Genomic DNA, 22,615 nt, shown 5'->3' with positions numbered 1-22,615 from the left:
ATTATTTTCTTATCACGCACTGCTTCATATGTTTAAAAAAAGTAAATGACCGGGGTGTTATCCCCAGTCATCCGGTCGAGATTAACGATTTCTGCCTTGATTCCGGCCGACAGATTAAGGGCCGCAGAGCGCTGTTAAGACGTGTTAAAGCGCCTGCAGAAGTGCCGCAGACGGCCAGCCATCCGCGGGTATTCCGAGACGCTGCTGCTCCTTCTGGATGGCGACACGGGTGCCGGAACCGAGAATGCCGTCCACCTTGCCGACATTGTGTCCGCGCGCTTCGAGCTTGGTCTGAAGTTCCTTCATGGTCGCGTCATCGAAACCGGGTTCGGGATTGCCCTTGTTATAGACGGGATACCCCATCAGGCGGGTAGCGAAATAGGCGGCCGAGGTCGTGTAGATGAACGACTGGTTCCATTCCAGATAGATGTTGAAATTGGGATAGGTGATGAAGGTCGGCCCCTTGCGGCCCTGCGGCATGATGAGAGCGGCGGGCAGCGAGGCGAAGTTCTTGTTGCCATCGCGCGGGGTGACGCCGAGCGCGAACCACTCACCGGCAGTCAGCGGGCCGCCGAGGCCGGATTTTTCCCAGGGCAGGTTTTCTGGCAGGGAAACTTCCTGAATCCAGGGTTCACCCTTCTTGAAACCGAGATGCTGGATGAATTTCGCCGCCGTCAGGATGGCGTCCGGGGCGCTGCTCTTGACATTGATGTGGCCGTCGCCATCGCCGTCGACGCCGAAGGCGATGATGTCCTTGGGCAGCATCTGCACCTGACCGATTTCACCGGCCCATGCGCCGGTATTGGCGGCGGGATCGAGATCGCCGTGCTGGACCATTTCGATCAGCGCCAGCAGCTGCGGACGGAAGAGTTCCGGACGGCGGCAATCATGCGAAAGGGTCACCAGCGCGTTGCGGGTGTTGAAATCGCCCTGAACGGCGCCGAAATCCGTCTCCATGGCCCAGAAGGCGGCGATGACGCCGGCCGGCACACCATATTCACTTTCGGCGCGGGCGAAGGTGGAGGAGAGTTCCTGCAGCTTCCTGCGGCCGATATCGAGGCGCGCCTGGCTGACGGTGCGCTGCGAGAATTCCAGGAATGTCTGGCGGAAGACACCCTGGGCGCGGTCACGCGAGAGCACTTTCGGGTCGATCTGCGCGCCGGCAAGCGCCTTCTGGATCGCATCGGCCGGAATGCCCTTGGCAAGTGCATCGGTCTTCACGCCTTCGAGGAATGCGCCGAGATCGCCACCGCAGGCAACCTGCTTGGGATCGTCAGGCGAAGCCACGGGCGGTGTGGCGAGGGCGGAGCCAGTGGAAAGAAGCGACAAAGCGGCGGCAAAAACGATGCTGCGCGACCGGAACGTGGGCATGGGGATTTCCTCGATAGGTTGTTGGCCCGCTTTACCCATATGTTTGCGACAAAAAAACGGACTGAGCGATCTGACATTGCAGAACAACGCCGATTTTTCGAAAGTGTTGCTTCTTGGCCGTGTTATTTGGCCGAAGCAATCCATTTTCGCCAGTTTTTCTCCGTGCCGGCAAAGACATTGATGTCGGTCGGGCCGTTCACGCCGGGCACGACGCCGGTTGCCGTATATTGCCAGAAGGCCCATTTGCGATCTTCGTAGATCTTGGCCGGATGGGCGGCGACGGAACGCACCCAGAAATGGTAGTCCTTGAACTGGCCGACGAGATTGTCGCGGTGGAAATCGACCGAGGTATAGATGATCGGGCGCTTGCCATAATGGGCTTCGATGCGGTCGAGGAAACGCTGCATCTCGGCACGGACGACGCCGGGCGCCGGGCGCGTCTTGCAGGTGGGCGAGGAGGGGTTCCACTCCACGTCGAGAACCGGCGGAAGGGTGACGGCGTCCTTCGGCACGTTGCGAATGAACCAGTCGGCCTGGGCATCCGCCGTCGAGCAGAAATAATAGAAGTGGTAAGGCGCATGCAGAATGTCGGCGGCTGCCGCGCTGCGCCAATGGTCGTCGAATTTCGGATCGATTCGGTCTGAACCCTCCGTCGCCTTGATGAAGACGAAGGAGACGCCTGACTTGCGCACGGTCTGCCAGTCGACATCGCCATTCCATTTGGACACGTCGATGCCGTGCACCTCGTGGCGGTGCGGGTTGTTCATGCCGAAATCCTGCGGGTCGGTATCGGAGAACTTCGGCTTGGAAACGGATGCGGTTTCCAGCAGGTCGTAGCTCGTGGATGTGCAGCCGCCGATCAACAGCAAAGCCGACAATAGTGCCGATAAACGCAGCCGCATTGGAATCCTGATGATTATTGTTGCCCATCCCGCGGCCGCAAAACGGCGCGCCGCAATCTCCCGATCTAGCCATAACATGGTAAACAAACTGATATGGCAAGAGGCAGCGTGCTTTTTGCACCTCGCAAGCCGCTGGATTTGAAGCGATTTGCGGTTTCAGCACCGAAATCCGGCGCGGCCGGAGTGTTGAAGGAGACGTTCCTTGCAGCCCTGGAGGATTCGCAATTCCCCAGGAGAATCAGGCGTCGGCCAATATGCGGTGGATTTTCGGCTGCTGTGCTTCAACGACTGGAAGCGTGATGACAGCCCGCCAGGCATAACCCCGGGCGATTTCCTCGAATTCGAGGTTGCCGTCAAAACGGCCGGCCATGTTGGCCAGAACATAACGGAGATTTGCGCGGGGCGTGACGTGGAAACGGGTAAGCCAGGCCTGCAGAAGCGTGCGGAACCACGCCGGCAACTGTTCCTGCTGGCCGAAATCGACGATGTGCAGCGAGCCGCCGGGTTTCAGCACCGTGAGCGCCTGTTCGATTGCTTTTTCCCAGTCCGGTATCATCGACAGCGCATAGGGGATCATGACGCGGTCGAAGCCGTCGGGCTGGCCGAATTCCGAAGCGCGGAACGCCGTGGCGTCGGCCACGCGCAGATTGGGGCGTTCGGCCTTGCCGGCGAAATTCTCGGATGCGGTCAGCAGCATTTCGGCGGAGATGTCGAGGCCGAAGAGTTTCGCATCCGGAAACTTGCGGCTGGCCAGCAGCAGGTTGCGGCCGGTGCCGCAGCCGACTTCCAGGAGCGAGCCGCCCTTCGGCACGTCGAGGCCGGAAATGGTGCGGTCGCGACCGAGAAGGTAATATTTGCGGGTGATATCGTAGATATGCCGCTGGTGGCGATACATGCGGTCCATCAGGCTCGCATGCGCGCTGTCAGCAAGGCCCACATTCTCGCCGGCGGTTCTCATGCCATAGCCCTCTCGTAAATATGGAAGCCGCCGTAAATGGCCGAGCGGTCCATGGCGTTGAGCTCGTTGGAACGCTCTTCGAGATAGACCCACTGGTTGCGGATGTCAGGGGAAAGCCGGCCTTCGATGACGCTCTTTTCGGCCGCGGTGCGGAAGATGACGCGCGCGCCCGATGCGGCGGTGCGGCTGATCTGCGACCACAACTCATTGAGCTGCGTGTCCGTCATCCAGTCCTGCGCGTCAAGGAGGATATAACGGTCGACGGCGCTCGCCGGCTTGCGCGAGAGAAGCTCGGTATAGGTGGCGTGGTGCACCGCGACGCGCGCCGTGTTGTTGCGGATCGTCTCGTAATATTCCTGCTTGAGATAGGCGGGCAGGGCGCCCTCATGCGGCTCGGGATAACGGCGCGCGAAGGCCTGCCAGGCGAAATAATTGTCGCTGAGCGGGAAGTTGCAGGCAAGTTTTTCCAGTCGCTGCTTGAGAACCGAGGCAACCGTGCCGTTATCGGAAAGGCTGGCCAGCTCGTCATATTGGCGCGGCGGAATGCCGAGGCCGAACAGGGAGCTCTTGCGCTTCGTCAGCCAGCGTACCACCGGCTTGTCGAACAGCGGCGCGACCTTGCTGTCGAAGAACTGGCGCTGCTCGTCCAGCGTGCGGGTCTTGGCCATTTCGGTGAGCTTCACGCCGTGCAGCCGGGCCATCAGATGGCCGGCGCCGATGAAGCGGCCGAGCAGGCCGGTGCGATAGATATTCCTGTCGAAGACAGAGATGCGGCGGCGGCCGGAAAGGGTGCGCTTCGACCAGTAAGCCTTGGTCGTGGCGTCGAGATGCTCGGCGATGAAGCGGTCGTAACCGTGGCTGTTGCTGCGCGTATTGGCGCGGCCGAAATGGCGCACCACGTCCTGATGCGCCGGCAGATGGCGGAAGGCGGCGAGCTTCAGCTTGTTCAGCGCGATATGGTGCGGGTTGAGATCAACGACATCGATGCTGGCCGGATTGCGGGAGAGATAGGCCAGCATGTTGCAGCCGCCCGAACCGATGGTGACGATGCGGTGACCTTCGCCCAGCTCCATCGCCTCCATATCGATCTCCGGGTCTTCCCAGATCTGCGGATAAACGAGGCCGGAAAAAAGGACGCCGAAGAAGCGCTCGGACAGTCCGCTTTTGGAGAGTGCCTTGTGCTGGAGCAATGCGGACTTCAGTTTCGTGTTCTTGCTGAAGCCGGTCTTGGGTGCCGCACTCGTCATTTGTTCACCTCTCAGTCGATTGAGAGGCGTCTACAGCCGTGACACTACAATTTGATGACAGGGGCTGTGGGCAAGGGTGGGGAATAAGGGAGACGGTGGAAAACCAGCCCCAATCTCGGATTGCCGACAGGCTTCCATTGGTTGCGGCGTCATCCTCGGGCTTGTCCCGGGGATCCAGCCACGTATCGTAAAAATCAAAAGCTTGCAGATCCTCGGGACAGGCCCGAGGACGACGAAAGAAACCTATGCGGCGTTTATTTAAAAAGGCTGCCTGGTAGCACGGCGCTCCCAGCGCAGCCGGAGGCCCTCACTTGCGCAGAACGTGCAGCATGCCCTTGCGCTTGGCGTCGTAATAATAACCGCGCGCATAAAGCCGGACCGCGTTGTCGCGGTCGTTACCCGCCACGACCCATGCGCCGCGCAGATATTTGACGGCATATTTGAGGTTGGTTTCGGCATCGAACAGGCCGGAGGCCGGGCCGTCGAAGCCCATGGAGCGGGCGGTGGCGTGCCGGATCTGCATCAGGCCGAAATTGCCGCTGCTATAGGCGCCGGGATTATACATGCTTTCGCGCCGCACCACGCGGTGAACCAGATCTTCCGGCACATCATACATGGTGGCGTATTTGGTAATCAGTCCGCTCAGCTTTTCGCGTCCGGCCGGAGCCGAATTGAGCGGTGCCGTCATTGATTCGTTCTGGCGGATGGCGGCCAGCGCGGCATTGGTGGGGCCGGCGGCATAGGCGAGAACCGTGCTGTCCGGCTTCGGCAGGGGAATGACTTTCCGTTCGGCCGTCAGTTCGGTGCCGATGGAGGGCGAACCGGGCGGCGGCGGAGCGGGCGGGAAGCTGCCCTTGACGGCGACGACCTGCGGCAGGTCGGCGGCGGCCGGTTTCGCCGCCATGTCGGCCGTTTCGATGGCTGCGGCTGCCGGGGCGGTACTTGTCGGTGCAAGCGCTGCGGCCGTGGAGGTCGCAACGGTGGTCTGGGCAATTTCGTTCTGCTGCGGCTGCATCTGCGTGGTGAGGGCTGCGGCGGCTGCGATTTCCGAAGCTGGCGGCAGGGCCACGCGTCCGCCCTTGACGGCGACGGCTGTGGGAAGTGCTGTCGGCTGGGAAGAGGTTGCGGCTTCGGCCGTCTGCACCGTTGCTGCTGCCGGGGTTGCGCCCGCTGCGGCTTCGGCTGTTGCCGGCTGCGCCGGTGTTTGCGCAGGGACGGCAGTGGGGCTGACCGTCGCGATTTTCGGGCCGTCCGGCCCTTCCTTCGCGGTATATTCGACGCTGGTGCATGCGCTCAATGCCAGTGCCAGACCCACGGTGGAAGACAGAAGAAGTGCACTTCTTCCGCGGAATTTTCCCGAATTTCGCATGTTGCCGCCTTCGTTATGCCTGTCTTTCGATACCCCCGCGTCGAGCGAAGCAGGCAGTGTCCCGTCGAGCCTTCATTAACCTATTGTAAGGATAGCGGCAAGCCGGGACGTTTCTCCCCGGCTTTCGGGTGGTTTTTCAGGCTGCGATGCGCCTGTATCCGGCGCTGACGGCGCGGCCGGAAATGAAGTGGGTGCGGTATTTCGGCCGGATTTTTTTATCGCCCGACATGCGGCGCACCATCGCCAGAGTAGGCCCGGCAAACAGCGCCTGCGCGGTCAGAATCACCAGCGTCAGGAGAAGGATGGCGGCCTGCGCCATGGCAAGCGTTTCAATTGCATTGCCTGACGTGGAAACGAATTGCGGCAGCAACGCCAGAAAAAAAGCGAAGTAGCGCGGCCGCAGGGCGGCAATGGCGTAACAATCACGGAAAATGCCGCTCCAGGATTTGCCCGGCAGATTGTCATTGTCGGCATTGGCCGCCTGGGCGGCAGGCGTGGCGAAGGTCCACAGAAGGAACAGCATCAGCCAGCCGATGCCGGCCCATTGCACGATTTCCACGAAGGATTGCGGCAGCCAGGCGAGACCGGCCACCGGAATGGCTGAGATCGTCATGGCCGTGACGATGCCGAGAGCGCCGCCGCTGACGGAGGCGAAGACCGTCTTCCTGCCGCGAATGGCGGCGTAGGAGGCGACAGAGAATACAAGGGGAGAGGGGAGTGCGAACACAACGGCACATGCTGCACAAAAAATCAGCCAGGCCTGTCCAGACATTCTCTTCCTCCTTGCCCTCCCTGTCGCCGTCTTATTTTAGACTATCTTAAAATCAGGCGGCTGTGAACGGCTGACCGACGTGTTCCATCACTTCGGTAAACCATTTTGCAGAGAGGTCGAAATGCTTTCCGCCCTTGATACGCGGAAACTCGATGGTCCGCAATTTGCCATTCTGGTCTTCGTCATGGCCGGTGACGCCGGAGACCTTGTTGAGCGCGCTTTCGACGGCGAGATCGACCATGCCCTGAATGAGGCGCAGGTCGTCGCCATTGGCGGCGGCGGAGCGGGCGAAATAGCCCGATTTCTGCACCATGGAGCGTTCCGCACCGATGAGGCTGGCGAACTGCTTCTGGAACCAGCCGCCGACATTGATGGTGTCGATCTTCACATGGCCGAAAGCGTCGCGCTTGACGGCCTCGCCGGAGGCTTCGCGCTCGGCGACGATGGAATCGAGGCCCGCACCTTCGGAAACGAACAGTGTGACATAACCGTTCCTGTCCATGATTTCCTTCAGGCGCTCGGCTTCCGCCTCGATGTCGAAGGCCATTTCCGGCAGGTAGATGCCGTCGATGTTCTTCATCTGCGTGTTCATCATCAGACCTTCGACATAGTCGTTGCCGCTGGTCTTCTGGATATAGGCGCGGGCGGTGGCGGCGGTCAGCCAGCCGCAATGGCGGCCCATGACTTCGTGGATGACGAAGGTTTTCGGCGCAGCGCTCTGTTCGTTGCTGACATTGTCGAAGAAGGATGCGCCGACTTCGGCGGCCGTCCAGGCGCCGAGCGACTGCTTGATCGGCACCACGTCATTATCCACCGTCTTCGGCAGGCCGACAACGGTGAGGTTGTAGCCGTTGGCGCCGAGATAGGCGGCAAGGTCCGCTGCCGTCGTGTTGGTGTCGTCGCCGCCGATGGTGTGGAGAATGGTGATGCCGTCAGCCGCCAGCCGGTCAGCCGCGACGCGCAGCGGATTGTCGCCTTCCTTGACCAGACCGCGCTTGGCGCAATCGGCGGCATTGGTGAGCTTGACGCGGCTATTGCCGATCGGCGAGCCGCCGTAACGGTGCAGCAGATGCGCCTTTTCCCGCATATCCTTGGTGATCTCGATACGGTCACCCAGAAGCACGCCCTGATAACCGGAGCGGTAAGCGATGATGTCGATCTCAGGCGCAATGTCGCTATAACGCTCGATCAGGCCGCCCACGGCCGAAGAGAGACAGGGCGCAAGGCCACCCGCGGTCAGCATTGCGACTTTCTGTTTGGCCATCATGGCTCTCCTTTTCACATATACCCAAAGACATGTCTGGCAAATGGATGCGACAGCCGCGTGTAGGTGTAAAGTGAATTTATGAAGAAAAACGCCGATTTCTCGCGGTTTTTCAGCGGCTTGAGCAAAGTGGCGGAATATAATCGTTTCAATCGGCATAGCCGGTGGCCGACTCCCCGTCGTCTGTGGAAAACCATGGCCCCATCGTCTGCGGCACCCTTGTTCCTGAAGCAAAACTGTCGCAAAGATGAATAAAAGTTAATGCCGCCGGTCCGCTGGACATATTGCATTCGCGGCAATATCCCGTCATGCTTGTCGCATGATGTTCGATTTCGCCTGTCTGCAAATTTCATCCCTGTGGGAACGGCTGCTCGGCGCAATCGGCGACGCGGCAGGCGGTGCGCTCGGGCGCGTGGTGGAAGCCATCCGCACCCTTTTCGAAGGTGATCCGGAGACCCGCCGCAAGGTTTCCTTTTCCGTGGCCATCATCGCGCTTTCCGCCAAGATGGCGAAGGCCGACGGCGTCGTCAACGACGCCGAGGTGCGCGCCTTCCGGCAAATCTTCGATTTTCCGGAAGAGGAAGCCAAGAACGTCGCCCGTCTTTATAATCTCGCCCGTCAGGATGTTGCCGGTTACGAGGCCTATGCCGAGCGGCTTGCCGGTCTCTGCGGTTCCGGACATGCCAATTGCGAGATGCTGGAAAGCGTCATCGACGGCCTGTTCCACATCGCCAAGGCGGATGGGCTGATCCATGAGCGGGAACTGGCCTTCCTCGGCCGGATCGCGGAAATCTTTCGTATTACCGAAGATCACTTCGAAACGATCATGGCGCGGCATGTCCATATGGACGGGCGCGACCCCTATCGCGTGCTCGGCGTTTCGCCCTCTGACGATTTTTCCGATATTCGCCGGCGCTACCGTTCGCTGGTTGCCGAACACCATCCTGACAAGCTCATTGCACGCGGCGTTCCCATGGAATTGCATGCGGCCGCGAATGAGCGTATGGCGGCTCTTAACGCCGCCTATGCGGCCATCGAGAAAGAACGCCGCGTCGCATGAGTGAATGTCTGCCGGATTTTATCCCGGATTTCCGGGGCGCAACTGTTGCGCCTTCGCCTAACCATGGCGAAAGGCTTGGTGTGGCCGGCCCCGATATTATCCTGCTGCATTATACCGGCATGACGACGGCCGACGGCGCGCTGTCGTGGCTCTGCAATCCGGAAAGTCAGGTTTCCAGCCATTATTTTGTCTTCGAGGATGGGCGCATCATCCAGATGGTTCCGGAAATCCGCCGTGCCTGGCACGCGGGCAAAAGCAGCTGGGCGGGGGATGAAGACATCAATTCCCGCTCCATCGGCATCGAGATCGCCAATCAGGGCCATCCCGGCGGCCTGCCGGAATTTCCGAAGAAACAGGTGGAAGCCGTCATCGAATTGTGTCGCGATTGCGGCCAGCGCTGGTCTATCGCCCCTGAAAGGGTGCTGGCGCACTCGGATGTCGCGCCGATCCGCAAGGTCGATCCGGGTGAAAAATTCCCGTGGGACATCCTGTCGCAGCACGGTGTCGGCCATTGGGTGGAGCCTGCGCCGATCCGTGGCGGCCGCTTTTTTCAGCGCGGCGACCATGGCCAGCCGGTCGAAGCGCTGCAGTCGATGTTGTCCATCTATGGTTATGGCGTTGAAATTACAGGCGCTTATTGCGAGAAAACCGAAGGCGCCGTGGCTGCCTTCCAGCGGCATTTCCGTCCCGCCCTGGTGGATGGCATCGCGGATTTCTCCACTATTGACACGCTGCACCGGCTGATCGCCAGCCTGCCGAGATTTTCGGCCGCCTGAACGCGGAAACTGGAAAAGCGTTCCCGGTTTTCCGGCGTGTTCAAGTCGCTTTTTTTCCTGTGCCACAGTTAATCCGCATTGAGGAAGTTTAAGAACGTCACTGCATGCGGTGTCGTTCTTCAGGGGAACCTGCCGTCAATATCAATCAAGGAGACCGGACAGCGGAAGGTCGTGATCGACTTTCCGGGCGCAGATTATTTGTGTCGCTTCATTGTTTCTGTCATCCGATCTGGAGACTTTTTCTACATATGAACAGGGTTGTTGTTGCTGTCGTGGCGGGCGTTGTTGCGCTCGCTTCGCAGGCGGGGATTGCTTTTGCCAAAGACGAGGACGTCAAGACCAAAACCGTGACGCTGGAGACCTTCTTCCGCAAGTCCGGTTATCCCATTCCCGAAAAGAGCCTGCCTTCTTCGCTCAGGAACGATTATTCCGATCTGATCGTCAAATATGCCAAGCGTTACGGCGTTCCCACCAATCTGGCGCATGCCGTGGTTTCGGTGGAAAGCAAGTTCAATCCGAAGGCCCGCGGCAGCGCAGGCGAGGTCGGGCTGATGCAGATCAAGCCGGCGACGGCGCGGATGATGGGCTATCGCGGCACGACCAAGGCGCTCTACGATCCCGAGACCAATATTCGCTGGGGCATGCAATATCTGGCGACGGCGCATCAGCTCGGCGGCGGTCAGGTGTGCAGCACGATCCTGCGTTACAATGCAGGCCATGGCGCCACCCGGATGAACCCGGTCTCCAAGCGCTATTGCGGCAAGGTGCAGGCGCTGCTGGCCGGCTGAGGCCGCCACCGTCTGCGAAATTGCGAAAAGCGATTCCGGTTCGGCCCGGCATGCTGTAGTCAGAAGCAAATCTGATACGGAGCATGACATGCCGGATTTCAAATATATCGTCGTCGGGGCCGGGATGATGGGAGCGGCCGCGGCGCGGCATCTCTCAGTGCAAACGGATGGCGTGGCGCTGATCGGCCCGGACGAGCCCGCCAATCGCAAGACCCATCGGGGTGTGTTTTCGAGCCATTACGACGAAGCGCGCATTACCCGCGGTTTTGATGGCGATCCGGTCTGGGCGGAACTCGCGCAGCGCTCCATCCGCCGTTATGCGGAGATCGAGGCCAAAAGCGGCATCCGCTTTTTCACGGAAGCGGGCTGCCTGTTCACCGGAAACGGCAAGGGGCTTGCGGGGGACTATGTCTCGCGCGCGCTTGCCTCGGCCGACCGTCTCGGTCTCGGCGTAGAGACACTCGGCGCTGATGCGCTGGCTGGCCGGTTTCCGATGTTCTCCCTGCCGGCCGATCACAGCGGTTATTTCGAGCCGCAATATGCCGGCCAAGTCAATCCGCGCGCCCTGGTGAGGGCGCAATGCACGATTGCCGCTGCACAGGGCGCGCGGCTTGTGCGTGAGACGGCGGCGCATATTCGCGATACGTCCCATGGCGTCGAGGTTTCGACTCGGGAAGGGGCGGTCCATACGGCTGAAAAACTCATCGTAGCGGCCGGCGGCTTCACCAACATGGCCGAGCTTCTGCCTTCTCCGGTCGATATGGCGGCCACGGGCCGCACCATCGTCTTTTTTGAGCTGGATGAGGCGCGGCAGGCGCTGTTCGGTGCCATGCCTTCCACCATCGTACTGGCGGAGACCGAGGATGACATCGTCTATATTCTGCCGCCGGTGCGTTATCCCGACGGCAAGGTCTATCTGAAGATCGGCGGCGAGAGCGAAAAGGGCAGGCTTGAAACGCTGGCCGAGGCGGTCGGCTGGTTCCATTCGGACGGCGCGCCTGATGAGGTGGAGTTTCTGAAAAGGCGGGCGCTCTCCTTGATGCCGGAGCTTGCCGGCTGCCCGGTCACTTCAGGCTCCTGTGTCGCCTCCATTACCCGCAGCGGCTATCCCTATATCGGCTATACGCAGTCCTCCAATATCGCGGTTCTGACCGGCGGCAATTTCGTCTCCGCCAAGTCTTCTGACGAAATCGGCCGGCTGGGCGCCATGCTGCTTTTGAACGGCCAGCTGACCGAGGATGAATTCGCCGCCGAAATGTCGCCGGTTTTCGTCTGACATTCAGGGGCGAAGCAGCTACAAGGTTGCGACGGAAATGAGCGGGTGAAGAGGGCGGCATGTCGGGACATTTCAGATACATCGTCGTGGGTTGCGGCATGATGGGCGCGGCCGCCGCCCGCCATCTGGCCGAAACGGTGGATGGCGTCGCGCTGATCGGTCCCGGCGAACCTGCCGACATCAAATCGCATCGAGGCGTCTACGCCAGTCACTATGACGAGGCGCGGATTACCCGCACCATCGATGGCGATGTCGACTGGGCGCTGCTCGCCAACCGCTCGATAGCGCGTTACGCCGATATTGCCGCAAGAAGCGGCGTTGAATTTTATGCGCCGGTCGGTTGCCTGATGGTGGGGCCTGAACGGGGCGGCGATAATCCTTTTGTCGACGATGTCCGCAAGGCGGCGGCACGGCTCGGCGTTTCGACGGAACTGCTCGGCGGTGAAAGTCTGAAAAGCCGCTTTCCCTATTTCTCCTTCGAGCAGGGTTCTGAGGGCGTGTTCGAAAGGGACAATGCCGGATACGTCAACCCGCGTGGGCTGGTGAGGGCGCAGGCTGTTCTCGCTGAAAAGGCGGGCGTTGCGCTTATCGACGATATCGTCGTCTCGACTTTGGAAGAGGATGGTCGCGCACGGGTGGAGACGGCCTCGGGTGCGGTTTATACCGCAGACCGGGTGCTGGTGGCGGCCGGCGGCTTCTCGATCACGAAAGATCTGCTGCCGCAGCCGGTGGCCCTCGATGTCTATGCACGCACCGTCGCGTTCTTCGAGGTAGATGAGGGCGATCTGGATCAATATGCGGACATGCCGTCGCTGATCTATGAGCCGCGCGACACGACGAAACATATCTATCTTCTGCCGCCGGTGCGTTATCCGGATGGCAAATTCTATCTGAAGATCGGCGGCGATCCCGACGACAAGAGGCTCGGCAGCGACCCGGAAATCCGGGAATGGTTCCGCTCCGGCGGACGCGAAAGCGTGCGTGATCATCTCTCGGAGATCGTCGGATCGCTGGTGCCTTCCATCGATCTCTCGCGTGTCTCGATGGCCGCCTGCGTCGTCTCCAAAACGCAAAGCGGTTATCCGGCCATCGGCTTCACCGCCTCGCCGAAGATTGCGGTTCTGACCGGCGGTAACGGCACGGCGGCCAAGAGTTCCGATGAGATCGGACGGCTCGGCGCTGTGCTGCTGCGGGACGGAAAAATCGCCGACGGCGCCTTTGCGACGGATTTCAAGCCGGCATTTCTTTGATCCTTGCCTGCGCTTTTCGGTGGCTTTCGCCCCGGAACATGGTTATTGAGCCCATGCCAGTTGGCCGGGCAGCCGCGCTTTACCAATGTCGAAAGACGGTAAGGTGAGGAAAGTCCGGGCTCCACGGAAATACGGTGCCGGATAACGTCCGGCGGGGGCGACCCCAGGGAAAGTGCCACAGAGAGCAAACCGCCATGCATCGCATGGTAAGGGTGAAAGGGTGGGGTAAGAGCCCACCGCGCTTCTGGTAACAGCGGCGGCAAGGTAAACCCCACCGGGAGCAAGACCGAATAGGGATGACACGGGATGGGCGAAAGCCCATTCACAGCCGGTTTCCGGGCCCGTCATCCGGGTGGGTTGCGCGAGGCGGCATGCAAATGCCGTCCCAGATGAATGGCTGCCACGTTCCGGGTCAAACCGGGGCCATACAGAACCCGGCTTACAGGCCAACTGGCGAATTTTCCTCAATCTTGCGGCGGCTCCGACATGCCGCGTCCTCATGGATAATCCGGAATGTGTATGATTAAATCATACCGTGTGATACAAGGGTGAATGAAAGGCGAAAACCATGCGCACCACCCAAGCTTTCAGCATCACACTTCCCCTGGAAATGGCGGAAATGGTCAAGGCAAAGGTCGCTTCCGGCGAATATGCGACGGAGAGCGAGGTTATCCGTGATGGCCTTCGAACCCTGGCGGCCCGCGATGCGGCCGTGGAGCGCTGGTTGCAGGAAGAAGTGACATCCGCATACGATGCTCACAAAGCAGACCCGGGCAGGGCCAAGCCCCTCAATGAAGGTTTGGCTGAGGTCAGGGCGCGGATTGCCAAGGGTGAGGGGCGCACATAGCTCTCACCTCTCGGAAACCCTTTATCTATTTATATTTATGTAATTCGTAATGCCAAGTTGCCGCATGTTTTTGCTGGAAACGCTTTTAAATGAAGTATTACGCTGTGCGCCTGTCACCTGAAGCGCAGACCGATCTGGTGCATATCCATCAAAATATCGTCGGCAAATCAGGGTCGCCCGCTGTCGCAGATCGGTACATTGATCGCATCGGCATATTTCTTTCAACTTTGAATGTCTTTCCCGAACGGGGCACGGTGCGTAACGAACTGCGTGTGGGACTCCGCATAATCGGTTTTGAACGCAGCACCAGTGTCGCTTTTGTGGTGGAGCAGGACGATGTGGTCGTTCTGCGCCTTCTGGCTAAAGGCCAGGAGTTTGATGAGGAAGCACTGCGCCTTGAGAAAGCGGTTATAGAGCGCAGCGATGGAAACCATCGTGACTGAGCTTCTCATCGATTCCATTATTTTCTGACATTGACGGCCTGACCCATCTGCTCGTGAATCCGGATGATATGGCCATTTCCTTGTTTTGGCAGAGAAAAACAGCGACTTCGCCGCATCTTCCCGTGCCGTGAGGGCGCATTGTCGCGCGCCAAATAAACCATTCGTTAAACTTAACGGCTTATGAATTTCCGATGCGAAGTCGGTATCGTGCCGGCTTCTCCCATTGACGCCCATAGTGTCCCATGATATCCCAAATGCACACCACATTGGGTCGTGTTTTTGACCCGCAATCGCTGAAACAAGTGAGGAGCCTGCGAGGGGCTGCTGCAGGGCATGTCGCCCTGGCGCTTGGCGATGTGTCGTGCGTACCGGTGTCGTCTGCAAAGTGGATGGTTCGCTTTGCGGAATGCGGTTTTGGCGAGTTGAGTAATGGACCGCTTTTTATCGAACGTGACGAACAGGATCGACGCCAAGGGGCGCGTTTCGGTTCCGTCTCCGTTTCGTTCGGTGCTGGCGAAGCGCGGCATTCAGGAGCTTTATTGTCTTCAGGATTTCGCCTTTCCGGCAGTCAGTGTCGGCGGTCCGGATTTGCTGGAACGCTACGAGCGGCAGATTGCGTCCATGGATGCCTTCTCGCCCGAGGCGAACGCGATGTCGCTGCTGGTTCACGGCGGCGGCGTTTTCATGAAGCTCGACCAGGAAGGTCGATTGATGGTGACGGATTTCGTGCGGGAATTCACCGGCATATCCACCGAAGTCACCTTCGTCGGGCGGGCGGATCATTTTCAGCTTTGGCAACCGGATGCGTTTTTGGCGGCGCAGGCGGAAGCAAGAGCGGGGCGCGGTTTTTCGGCTGCTCGCCCCGCCTAGGACGGGGACACGGGATGGCGGCGAATTCTGGCGGACGATCTTCTGATGCCGATGGCGGACCTCAGCGTCACATCCCTGTCCTGCTTCGCGAAGTCATCGCCGCACTGGAACCTGCGCCCGGCAAGATCATCCTCGACGGCACTTTCGGCGCTGGCGGCTACACCCAGGCCATTCTCGATCAGGGCGCAAACGTCATAGCGCTCGACCGCGACCCGACCGCGATCGCCGGCGGTCAGTCCATGGTAGCCGCAAATGGCGGCAGGCTCAGTCTCATTCAATCGCAATTTTCCGATCTGGCCAGGCACGCGCCGGAAGGCGGTCTTGACGGCGTAGTTCTCGATATCGGCGTTTCCTCCATGCAGATCGACGAGGCCGAGCGCGGTTTTTCCTTCCAGAAAAACGGTCCGCTCGACATGCGCATGTCCGCTTCCGGCGTTTCGGCGGCGGATGTCGTCAATCGCGCCAAGGTTGGCGACCTGATCCGCATCTTCGGTTTTCTCGGCGAGGAAAAGCAGCCGGGCCGCATTGCCCGCGCCATCGAGAAGAAGAGGGCGGAAGAGCCGTTCCGCACCACGCGCGATCTGGCGGGCCTCATCGAGATCGTCACGCCGCGTAAGGCCAAAGACAAGATTCATCCTGCAACGCGGGTGTTTCAGGCGCTGCGCGTTTTCGTCAATGATGAGCTGGGCGAGCTGGCGCAGGCGCTTTTTGCCGCCGAACAGGTTTTGAAGCCCGGCGGCCGGCTGGTCGTCGTCACCTTCCATTCTCTGGAAGACCGCATCGTCAAGAAATTTTTCGCCGACCGTTCGGGCAAGGCCGCCGGTTCCCGGCATCTGCCGATGGTTGAGGACAGGCCCGCCATTTTTGACAATATCGGCAAACCGATGATCGCCGCCAGCGATGAGGAGGCGGAACTCAATCCGCGGGCTCGTTCGGCCAAGCTTCGTGCGGGCCTGCGCACCACCGCTCCGGCGCGGGCGGCGGATTTCTCGATCTTCGAGCTTCCGGATCTCGCCAGCCTTGAAAAGATGGGAGGCTGATATGCTGCGCACTTTCGATGTCATCTTGATGGGTGTGATGGTCGCCGCGGCGGTCGTCACCTATTCGATCAAGCACAAGGCCGATCTCAAGCTTGAGGAGGTCCGAAAGCTCGAGGCCGAAATCAAGCTTGAAAAAGATACGATCGATCTTTTGCGGGCCGACTGGGCGCTCTTGACGCAGCCGAACCGTCTGCACCGGCTCGTGAATGCCTATCAGGACGAGCTTGGCCTTTCGCCGACGCTGCCGACGCAACTGGCGCAGCCGCGCGAGCTGCCCATGCTGCGTTCGCAATTGCCGCAGCCGCCGGAGCCGGAAGGCATGAGCGTTGAAGATGTGATCGCCGCCGCCGTCAACGGTTCCAAGCCGGGCGCGACGCTTGGTGCGGCCGTCAAAAAGAAATCGCCGCCAGCCGGCCAGATTGCCGCCAATGGCGCTCCGGTTCCGACGCCCCGGGCGCGTGTTTCCCGTCCCCCGGCGGCTCCGGCCGTCTCCGACGTCGCGGGTGATGAATCCGGCGACATGGATGACACGATAACAGGATCGGTGAACCGCTGATGTCTTTTCTCTCCCGTGTCATGGTTTTGAAGAGCAAGGCTCACTTTTCCGCCAGCACCACCGGTGTCTTTACGGATCATGCGGCCTTTGAGGGCGCCCGCAAGAAGCGCGCCGCCCAGGCGAAAAGCCGCGTCGGCCTTATCATTTTCGGCTTCGTTGCTTTTTACACCATCGTTGGCGGCCGCCTCGTGCAATATGGCATGGCGGAACAGGAAACGGTTTCGAGCATCGCACCCGCCGACCGGCTGATGGCGTCGCGTCCCGATCTCCTCGACCGCAACGGTGAGGTGCTGGCCACCGATATCCGCACCGTCTCGCTGTTTGCCGAGCCGCATCGCATCGTCGATATCGACGAGGCGATCGAGAAGCTGCGCACCGTCCTGCCTGATCTCGATCAGCGCGGCACCTATCAGAAGCTCACCTCCAATTCCCGCTTCCAGTGGCTGCGCCGCCAATTGACGCCGAAGCAGCAGAGCCAGATTCTGGCGCTCGGTATTCCCGGCATCGGTTTCCGTCCGGAAAAACGCCGGTTCTATCCGGGTGGCCCAACGGCGGCCCATGTCGTCGGCCACGTCAACATCGACAATCGCGGCGTGGCGGGCATGGAGCGTTATGTCGACAGCCAGGGGCTCGCCGATCTGACGGCGCTCGGCATGACCAGCGACCAGCCGCTGGAGCCGGTAAAGCTCTCCATCGACCTGCGCGTCCAGTCCATCGTGCGTGAAGTCGTAACCTCGGCCATCACCAAGTTCCAGGCGATCGGCGCCGGCGCGGTGGTTCTGGATGTACACACCGGTGAAGTGCTCGCCATGGCTTCCGTGCCGGATTACGATCCCAACAACCCGGCGGAAGGCGCGAAAGAGGGTTGGCTCAACCGCATGTCGAACGGTACGTTCGAAATGGGGTCGACCTTCAAGTCCTTCACCATAGCCATGGGCCTCGATTCGGGCCGTGTCCGTCTGGGTGACAGTTTCGATGCCCGTTATCCGATCCGGATCGGCGGTTTCACCATCAAGGATTTCCACGGCAAGAACCGCGTTCTGTCGGTGCCGGAAATCTTCCAGTATTCGTCCAACATCGGTACGGCCAAGATCGCCGATACGGTGGGCACCGAAGGTCACAAGGAGTTTCTGACGAAGCTCGGGCTTTTGAGCCGCATGCAGACGGAATTGCCGGAAGTGGCGTTGCCGTCGCAGCCGCGTGAATGGAAGAAGATCAACTCCATCACCATTTCCTTCGGTCACGGTGTTTCGACGACGCCGCTGCAGACGGCGGTTGCAGGCGCTGCGCTGGTGAATGGCGGCAAGCTGATCGAGCCGACCTTCTTGCCGCGCACCCGTGAGCAGGCTGACCTGGTGGCCAAGCAGGTTCTGAAGCCCACCACCAGCAAGGACATGCGCTTCCTCTTCGAATGGAACGGCGTCAACGGCTCCGGCCGCAATGCGCGTGTCGACGGTTTCAACGTCGGCGGCAAGACCGGCACGGCCGACAAGGTCGTCAATGGCCGTTACGTGCGTGACAAGAACTTCAACGCCTTCCTGTCGGCCTTCCCGATCGACGATCCGCAATATGTGGTGCTGACCTTCATTGATGAGCCGAAGACGGACAAGGGCAATGGCGCGGCACTCGCCGGCACATCCGCAGCGCCGATGGTGCGCGATATCATCGCCCGCACGGCGGCGGTGCTGGGCGTGAAGCCGAAGTTCGGCAAGGATGGCTCGGCCTTGCTCGTGTCTTATTGATTGTTAGCTTATGATGTTCCGGCGATTCGCGCCGGGGGGACAAGACGGACACAGTCGATGAATTTGCGAGATATATCCGGAAATGCGTTTCCGGAATTGAATGAATTGCTCCTGTCTGAGATCGGGGCGATCGAAATCGGGGGGATCACCGCAGACAGCCGCAAGGCTGCGCCCGGCAGCCTGTTCGTGGCGGTTGCGGGCACCAGGGCGGATGGCGCGGCCTATGTGAAGGACGCGGTTGCCAAAGGCGCGGTCGCCGTTGTTTCCGGGCATCCTGTGGACGCCGATGTGCCGGTGCTTTCGGTCACGGATCCACGCCTTTATCTCTCCCTTGCCGCTTCCCGCTTTTATGGAAAACAGCCGGAAACCATGGTCGCCGTCACCGGCACCGCGGGAAAGACCTCGGTTGCCTCCTTCGTACGGCAGATATGGGCCTTTGCGGGCCATGCCGCGGCACAGATCGGCACGACAGGTGTGATTGCACCTGGCCGGGAAGATTACGGCGCACTCACCACGCCGGATCCGGTGACTCTGCATGCGCTTCTGGCCGAGCTTGCGGCCGAGGGCGTGACGCATGCGGCGATGGAAGCTTCGAGCCATGGTCTCGATCAGCGCCGTCTCGATGGCGTAAAGCTCGCTGCGGCCGGTTTCACTAATCTCGGCCGCGACCACATGGATTATCATCCGACCGTGGAAGACTATATGGCCGCGAAGATGCGGCTCTTCGATACGCTGATGGAAAAGGGCGCTCCCGCCGTGATCTTCGCCGATGATCCATGGTCGGACAAGGCAATCCGGGCGGCGCGCGAAGCCGGTCTCGATGTGCGCACCGTCGGCCGCAAGGGTGAATATCTGGCCCTGAAGCGGGTGGAGCACTTCCGTCACAAGCAGATGATCGAAGTGCATCATGACGGCGAGATTTATGAAGTCGACATACCCTTGGCGGGTGATTTTCAGGTTGCGAATGCTCTCGTCGCTGCCGGTCTTGCCATGTCCACCGGCGTTCCCGCGGCAACGGCGCTGAAGGCGCTCGAAAAGCTGATCGGCGCCGCCGGCCGTCTGGAACTCGTGGGCCAGACGAAGAACGGCGCGCTTGCCTATGTGGATTATGCCCACAAGCCGGATGCGCTGGAAAATGTGCTCACCTCGGTCCGGCCCTTCACCTCGGGGCGCATCATCACCGTCTTCGGCTGCGGCGGCGACCGCGACAAGGGCAAGCGCCCGATCATGGGCGAAGTGGCGACGCGGCTTTCCGACATCGTCATCGTCACCGACGACAATCCGCGTTCGGAAGATGCCGCGACGATACGTTCCGAAGTCATGGCGGCGGCGCCAGGCGCATTGGAGATCGGCGACAGGGCTGAAGCGATCCGCCATGCGGTGTCGATGCTTTCGCATGGCGATACGCTGATTGTTGCGGGCAAGGGGCATGAAGAGGGGCAGATCGTCGGTTCCGTGACGCTGCCGTTTTCCGATCATGAACAGGTGCGCGCTGCACTGGCAGGGCTGGAAGGATCGAAGATTTGAGCTGGTTATGGACAGTCGCCGACATGATCGCCATCACGGCAGGACGCCCGGTGGGCAACCTGCCGACCGGAATCACCGGCATTTCCATCGACAGCCGGACGGTCAAGCCGGGCGAAGCTTTCTTCGCGATCAAGGGCGACCGGGTGGACGGTCATGATTACACCAGCTTCGCGGTTGCGAACGGCGCTGGACTTCTGGTCGTTGCCGAGGCCAAGCTGCCGGCGCTCGGCCGCCTGACCGTGCCGATGATCGTGGTGGAAGACGTGCTTGCCGCACTCGGCAAGCTCGCTATCGCGGCGCGTGAAAGAACATCGGCGCGCATCATTGCGGTGACCGGTTCGGTCGGCAAGACCACGACCAAGGAAATGCTGCGGCAGGCGCTTGCCCCGTCGGGCCGGGTGCATGCGGCGGTGGCCTCCTTCAACAACCATTGGGGTGTGCCGCTGACGCTGGCGCGCATGCCTGCCGACACGGAGTTCGGCGTGTTCGAAATCGGCATGAACCATTCCGGCGAAATCCGGCCGCTGGTCAAGATGGTGCGCCCGCATGTGGCGATCATCACGACCATCGCACCTGCCCATCTCGGCAACTTCAAGAACATCGAAGAGATCGCCGCCGCCAAGGCGGAGATTTTCGAGGGTGTGGAGGAGGGCGGCTCGGTCATCCTCAACCGCGACAATGCCCAGTTCGAACAGCTTGAAGAAGCGGCGCAGGATGAGGGTATCGAACACATCCTTACCTTCGGGCAGCACGCCAAGGCCGATTTCCGCCTCGCGGATTTCGAGAGCACGACAACGGGCTCGACGATCTGGGCGATCCTGAACGGCGAGACGAGCGAGCTGCATATCAATATTCCCGGCCGGCATATTGCCGATAACGCCATGGCTGTTCTCGGCGCGGTTGCCGTGACCGGCGCCAATCTTGACCGCGCCTTCGAGGCGCTGGGAACGCTTGAGGCGGTAAAAGGGCGTGGCCAGCGCCATCGTCTGACGATCAATGACGGCACCTTCCTGCTGATCGATGAAAGCTACAATGCCAACCCGGCCTCCATGCGCGCGGCGATTGCCGTGCTGGCGGAAACGCCGACGCAGGGCCATGGCCGTCGTGTTGCTGTTCTGGGCGACATGCTCGAAATGGGCGAGTTCTCAGCGCAGCTGCACGAGGAACTGGCCGGGCCGCTGCTCGCGGCGGGTATCGAACATGTCTGGCTGGCGGGAGAGGCGATGGCCGCTCTACGCGATGCGCTTCCCGACAGCGTCACTGTGATCTGGTTCCCGACGACGGCGGAACTGACCGATTTCGCCCTGCAATGGGTGCAACCGGGAGACGCGCTGATGATAAAATCGTCACTTGGCCTCGGTTTCGGCAAGATTGTCGCCGCCCTGCTTGACAAGTATCCGGCATTCCCCGAGACGGAACGCCAAGTCTGAAATAGCCTTTTGAAAGGGCAATTATGCTGATCTGGCTCGTCGAACTGTCGGATAAAATTCAACTCTTCAATCTCTTCCGGTACATCACCTTCCGGGCGGGTGCCGCGATGTTCACCTCTGCGTTGATCGTCTTCCTGTTCGGGCCGGCCATCATCAATTCGCTGCGCGTGCGCCAGGGCAAGGGCCAGCCGATCCGCGCCGACGGGCCGCAGACCCATTTCAAGAAGGCCGGCACGCCGACCATGGGCGGGCTGATGATCCTTGCCGGTATTCTCGGCGGTTCGCTGCTCTGGGGCGATCTGTCGAATGTCTATGTCGTTGCCGTCTTGATGGTGACGCTCGGTTTCGGGGCCATCGGCTTTTACGACGATTATCTCAAGGTCACCAAACAGAGCGACAAGGGCTTTTCCGGCAAGGCCCGTCTCGGCATCGAATTCCTGATTGCGGCGATTGCCGTGTTTTTCATGATGAAGATGGCGCTGGCTTCCGCGCCGCATGGCGGCACGCTCGGCAGCTCCATCGCCTTTCCCTTCTTCAAGGAATTCGTGATCAATCTGAGCTACTTCTTCGTGCTGTTCGGTGCTTTCGTCATCGTCGGCGCTGGCAATGCGGTGAACCTGACGGATGGCCTCGACGGGCTCGCCATCGTGCCTGTGATGATCGCGGCCGCCACCTTTGGCGTGATCGCCTATCTCGCCGGCAACGCGGTTTTCGCCAATTATCTGCAGATCAACTTCGTGCCCGGCACGGGTGAACTCGCCGTCATCGTCGGTGCGGTCATCGGCGCGGGCCTCGGCTTCCTGTGGTTCAACGCGCCGCCCGCCGCCATCTTCATGGGCGATACGGGGTCGCTGGCGCTTGGCGGCCTGATCGGCTCCATCGCTGTCGCCACCAAGCACGAGATCGTCATGGTCATCGTCGGCGGTCTTTTCGTCATGGAAACCCTGTCGGTCATCATCCAGGTCTTCTGGTTCAAGCGCACCGGCAGGCGTGTGTTCCTGATGGCGCCGATCCATCACCATTTCGAGAAAAAGGGCTGGACGGAAAGCCAGGTGGTGATCCGTTTCTGGATCATTTCCGTGGGTCTCGCGTTGCTTGGCCTCGCCACCCTGAAGCTGAGGTGAGCG

21 protein-coding genes and 1 other RNA gene are annotated in these 22,615 nt (G+C 60.6%); 15 read left to right on the top strand and 7 right to left on the bottom strand.

Annotation, left to right across the window (positions count from 1 at the left end):
* Positions 1-144: 144 nt before the first annotated feature.
* From N5D22_RS10490 to N5D22_RS10460, 7 genes are all read right to left on the bottom strand, one after another.
* The gene (locus tag N5D22_RS10490; RefSeq protein ID WP_279656307.1) at positions 145-1,371 is read right to left on the bottom strand and encodes a lytic murein transglycosylase; all 1,227 of its coding nucleotides are present in this window, start codon (positions 1,369-1,371) and stop codon (positions 145-147) included.
* Between the two features lie 122 nt (positions 1,372-1,493).
* A complete protein-coding gene (locus N5D22_RS10485) occupies positions 1,494-2,273 on the bottom strand; it encodes a GH25 family lysozyme (protein WP_279656306.1) in 780 nt (259 codons plus the stop codon).
* 238 nt (positions 2,274-2,511) lie between these two features.
* Positions 2,512-3,231: a class I SAM-dependent methyltransferase gene (locus N5D22_RS10480; RefSeq protein WP_279656305.1), complete on the bottom strand. Its 720-nt coding sequence runs from the start codon at positions 3,229-3,231 to the stop codon at positions 2,512-2,514.
* Positions 3,228-4,478, bottom strand: coding sequence for a DUF3419 family protein (locus N5D22_RS10475; protein ID WP_279656304.1), 1,251 nt, complete (start codon positions 4,476-4,478; stop codon positions 3,228-3,230). The genes N5D22_RS10480 and N5D22_RS10475 overlap by 4 nt, the downstream gene beginning before the upstream one ends.
* A 307-nt stretch (positions 4,479-4,785) precedes the next feature.
* Positions 4,786-5,847: a lytic transglycosylase domain-containing protein gene (locus tag N5D22_RS10470; RefSeq protein ID WP_279656303.1), complete on the bottom strand. Its 1,062-nt coding sequence runs from the start codon at positions 5,845-5,847 to the stop codon at positions 4,786-4,788.
* A gap of 136 nt (positions 5,848-5,983) precedes the next feature.
* A complete protein-coding gene (locus tag N5D22_RS10465; RefSeq protein ID WP_279656302.1) occupies positions 5,984-6,619 on the bottom strand; it encodes a LysE family translocator in 636 nt (211 codons plus the stop codon).
* A gap of 52 nt (positions 6,620-6,671) precedes the next feature.
* Complete coding sequence (locus N5D22_RS10460; protein WP_279656301.1) at positions 6,672-7,883, bottom strand: pyrophosphate--fructose-6-phosphate 1-phosphotransferase; 1,212 nt, start codon at positions 7,881-7,883, stop codon at positions 6,672-6,674.
* A 319-nt stretch (positions 7,884-8,202) separates the two neighbouring features.
* Here N5D22_RS10460 and N5D22_RS10455 point away from each other — a divergent pair, with 319 nt between their 5' ends.
* The 15 genes from N5D22_RS10455 (at position 8,203) to mraY (ending at position 22,612) form a co-directional block, all read left to right on the top strand.
* On the top strand, positions 8,203-8,943 hold the full coding sequence (locus N5D22_RS10455; protein ID WP_003522185.1) for a DnaJ family molecular chaperone: 741 nt from the start codon (positions 8,203-8,205) through the stop codon (positions 8,941-8,943).
* Positions 8,940-9,719, top strand: a complete 780-nt coding sequence (locus N5D22_RS10450; RefSeq protein WP_279656300.1) for an N-acetylmuramoyl-L-alanine amidase — start codon at positions 8,940-8,942, stop codon at positions 9,717-9,719. The genes N5D22_RS10455 and N5D22_RS10450 overlap by 4 nt, the downstream gene beginning before the upstream one ends.
* Before the next feature lie 248 nt (positions 9,720-9,967).
* A complete protein-coding gene (locus tag N5D22_RS10445; RefSeq protein ID WP_279656299.1) occupies positions 9,968-10,507 on the top strand; it encodes a transglycosylase SLT domain-containing protein in 540 nt (179 codons plus the stop codon).
* Between the two features lie 88 nt (positions 10,508-10,595).
* Positions 10,596-11,783, top strand: coding sequence for an FAD-dependent oxidoreductase (locus tag N5D22_RS10440; protein WP_279656298.1), 1,188 nt, complete (start codon positions 10,596-10,598; stop codon positions 11,781-11,783).
* 59 nt (positions 11,784-11,842) lie between these two features.
* On the top strand, positions 11,843-13,033 hold the full coding sequence (locus N5D22_RS10435; RefSeq protein ID WP_279656297.1) for an FAD-dependent oxidoreductase: 1,191 nt from the start codon (positions 11,843-11,845) through the stop codon (positions 13,031-13,033).
* 56 nt (positions 13,034-13,089) lie between these two features.
* Positions 13,090-13,491, top strand: an RNA gene (gene rnpB, locus N5D22_RS10430) — RNase P RNA component class A.
* A 110-nt stretch (positions 13,492-13,601) separates the two neighbouring features.
* Positions 13,602-13,880: a type II toxin-antitoxin system ParD family antitoxin gene (locus N5D22_RS10425; RefSeq protein ID WP_104679538.1), complete on the top strand. Its 279-nt coding sequence runs from the start codon at positions 13,602-13,604 to the stop codon at positions 13,878-13,880.
* A gap of 89 nt (positions 13,881-13,969) precedes the next feature.
* Entirely contained in the window at positions 13,970-14,323 is a 354-nt protein-coding gene (locus tag N5D22_RS10420; protein ID WP_279656296.1) for a type II toxin-antitoxin system RelE/ParE family toxin, read from the top strand.
* A gap of 429 nt (positions 14,324-14,752) precedes the next feature.
* Positions 14,753-15,193 (top strand): division/cell wall cluster transcriptional repressor MraZ, encoded by a 441-nt coding sequence (gene mraZ / locus N5D22_RS10415; RefSeq protein ID WP_279656295.1) that lies wholly within the window; start codon positions 14,753-14,755, stop codon positions 15,191-15,193.
* Between the two features lie 14 nt (positions 15,194-15,207).
* Positions 15,208-16,233 carry a 16S rRNA (cytosine(1402)-N(4))-methyltransferase RsmH gene (rsmH, locus tag N5D22_RS10410; protein WP_279656294.1) on the top strand — a complete coding sequence of 342 codons (1,026 nt, stop codon included), beginning with the start codon at positions 15,208-15,210 and terminating at the stop codon, positions 16,231-16,233.
* A gap of 1 nt (position 16,234) precedes the next feature.
* Complete coding sequence (locus N5D22_RS10405) at positions 16,235-16,789, top strand: hypothetical protein (RefSeq protein ID WP_279656293.1); 555 nt, start codon at positions 16,235-16,237, stop codon at positions 16,787-16,789.
* Complete coding sequence (locus tag N5D22_RS10400; protein WP_279656292.1) at positions 16,789-18,531, top strand: penicillin-binding protein 2; 1,743 nt, start codon at positions 16,789-16,791, stop codon at positions 18,529-18,531. The genes N5D22_RS10405 and N5D22_RS10400 overlap by 1 nt, the downstream gene beginning before the upstream one ends.
* Before the next feature lie 57 nt (positions 18,532-18,588).
* Positions 18,589-20,058: a UDP-N-acetylmuramoyl-L-alanyl-D-glutamate--2,6-diaminopimelate ligase gene (locus tag N5D22_RS10395; protein ID WP_279656291.1), complete on the top strand. Its 1,470-nt coding sequence runs from the start codon at positions 18,589-18,591 to the stop codon at positions 20,056-20,058.
* Positions 20,055-21,488, top strand: a complete 1,434-nt coding sequence (locus N5D22_RS10390; protein ID WP_279656290.1) for a UDP-N-acetylmuramoylalanyl-D-glutamyl-2,6-diaminopimelate--D-alanyl-D-alanine ligase — start codon at positions 20,055-20,057, stop codon at positions 21,486-21,488. The genes N5D22_RS10395 and N5D22_RS10390 overlap by 4 nt, the downstream gene beginning before the upstream one ends.
* Positions 21,489-21,511: 23 nt before the next feature.
* Positions 21,512-22,612 (top strand): phospho-N-acetylmuramoyl-pentapeptide-transferase, encoded by a 1,101-nt coding sequence (gene mraY / locus N5D22_RS10385; RefSeq protein ID WP_279656289.1) that lies wholly within the window; start codon positions 21,512-21,514, stop codon positions 22,610-22,612.
* The last annotated feature ends 3 nt before the right edge of the window (positions 22,613-22,615 follow it).

This window comes from Agrobacterium sp. GD03872, assembly GCF_029840625.1.
GTDB lineage: Bacteria > Pseudomonadota > Alphaproteobacteria > Rhizobiales > Rhizobiaceae > Agrobacterium > Agrobacterium fabrum_A.
This window is presented reverse-complemented; position numbering and strand designations above follow the sequence as displayed.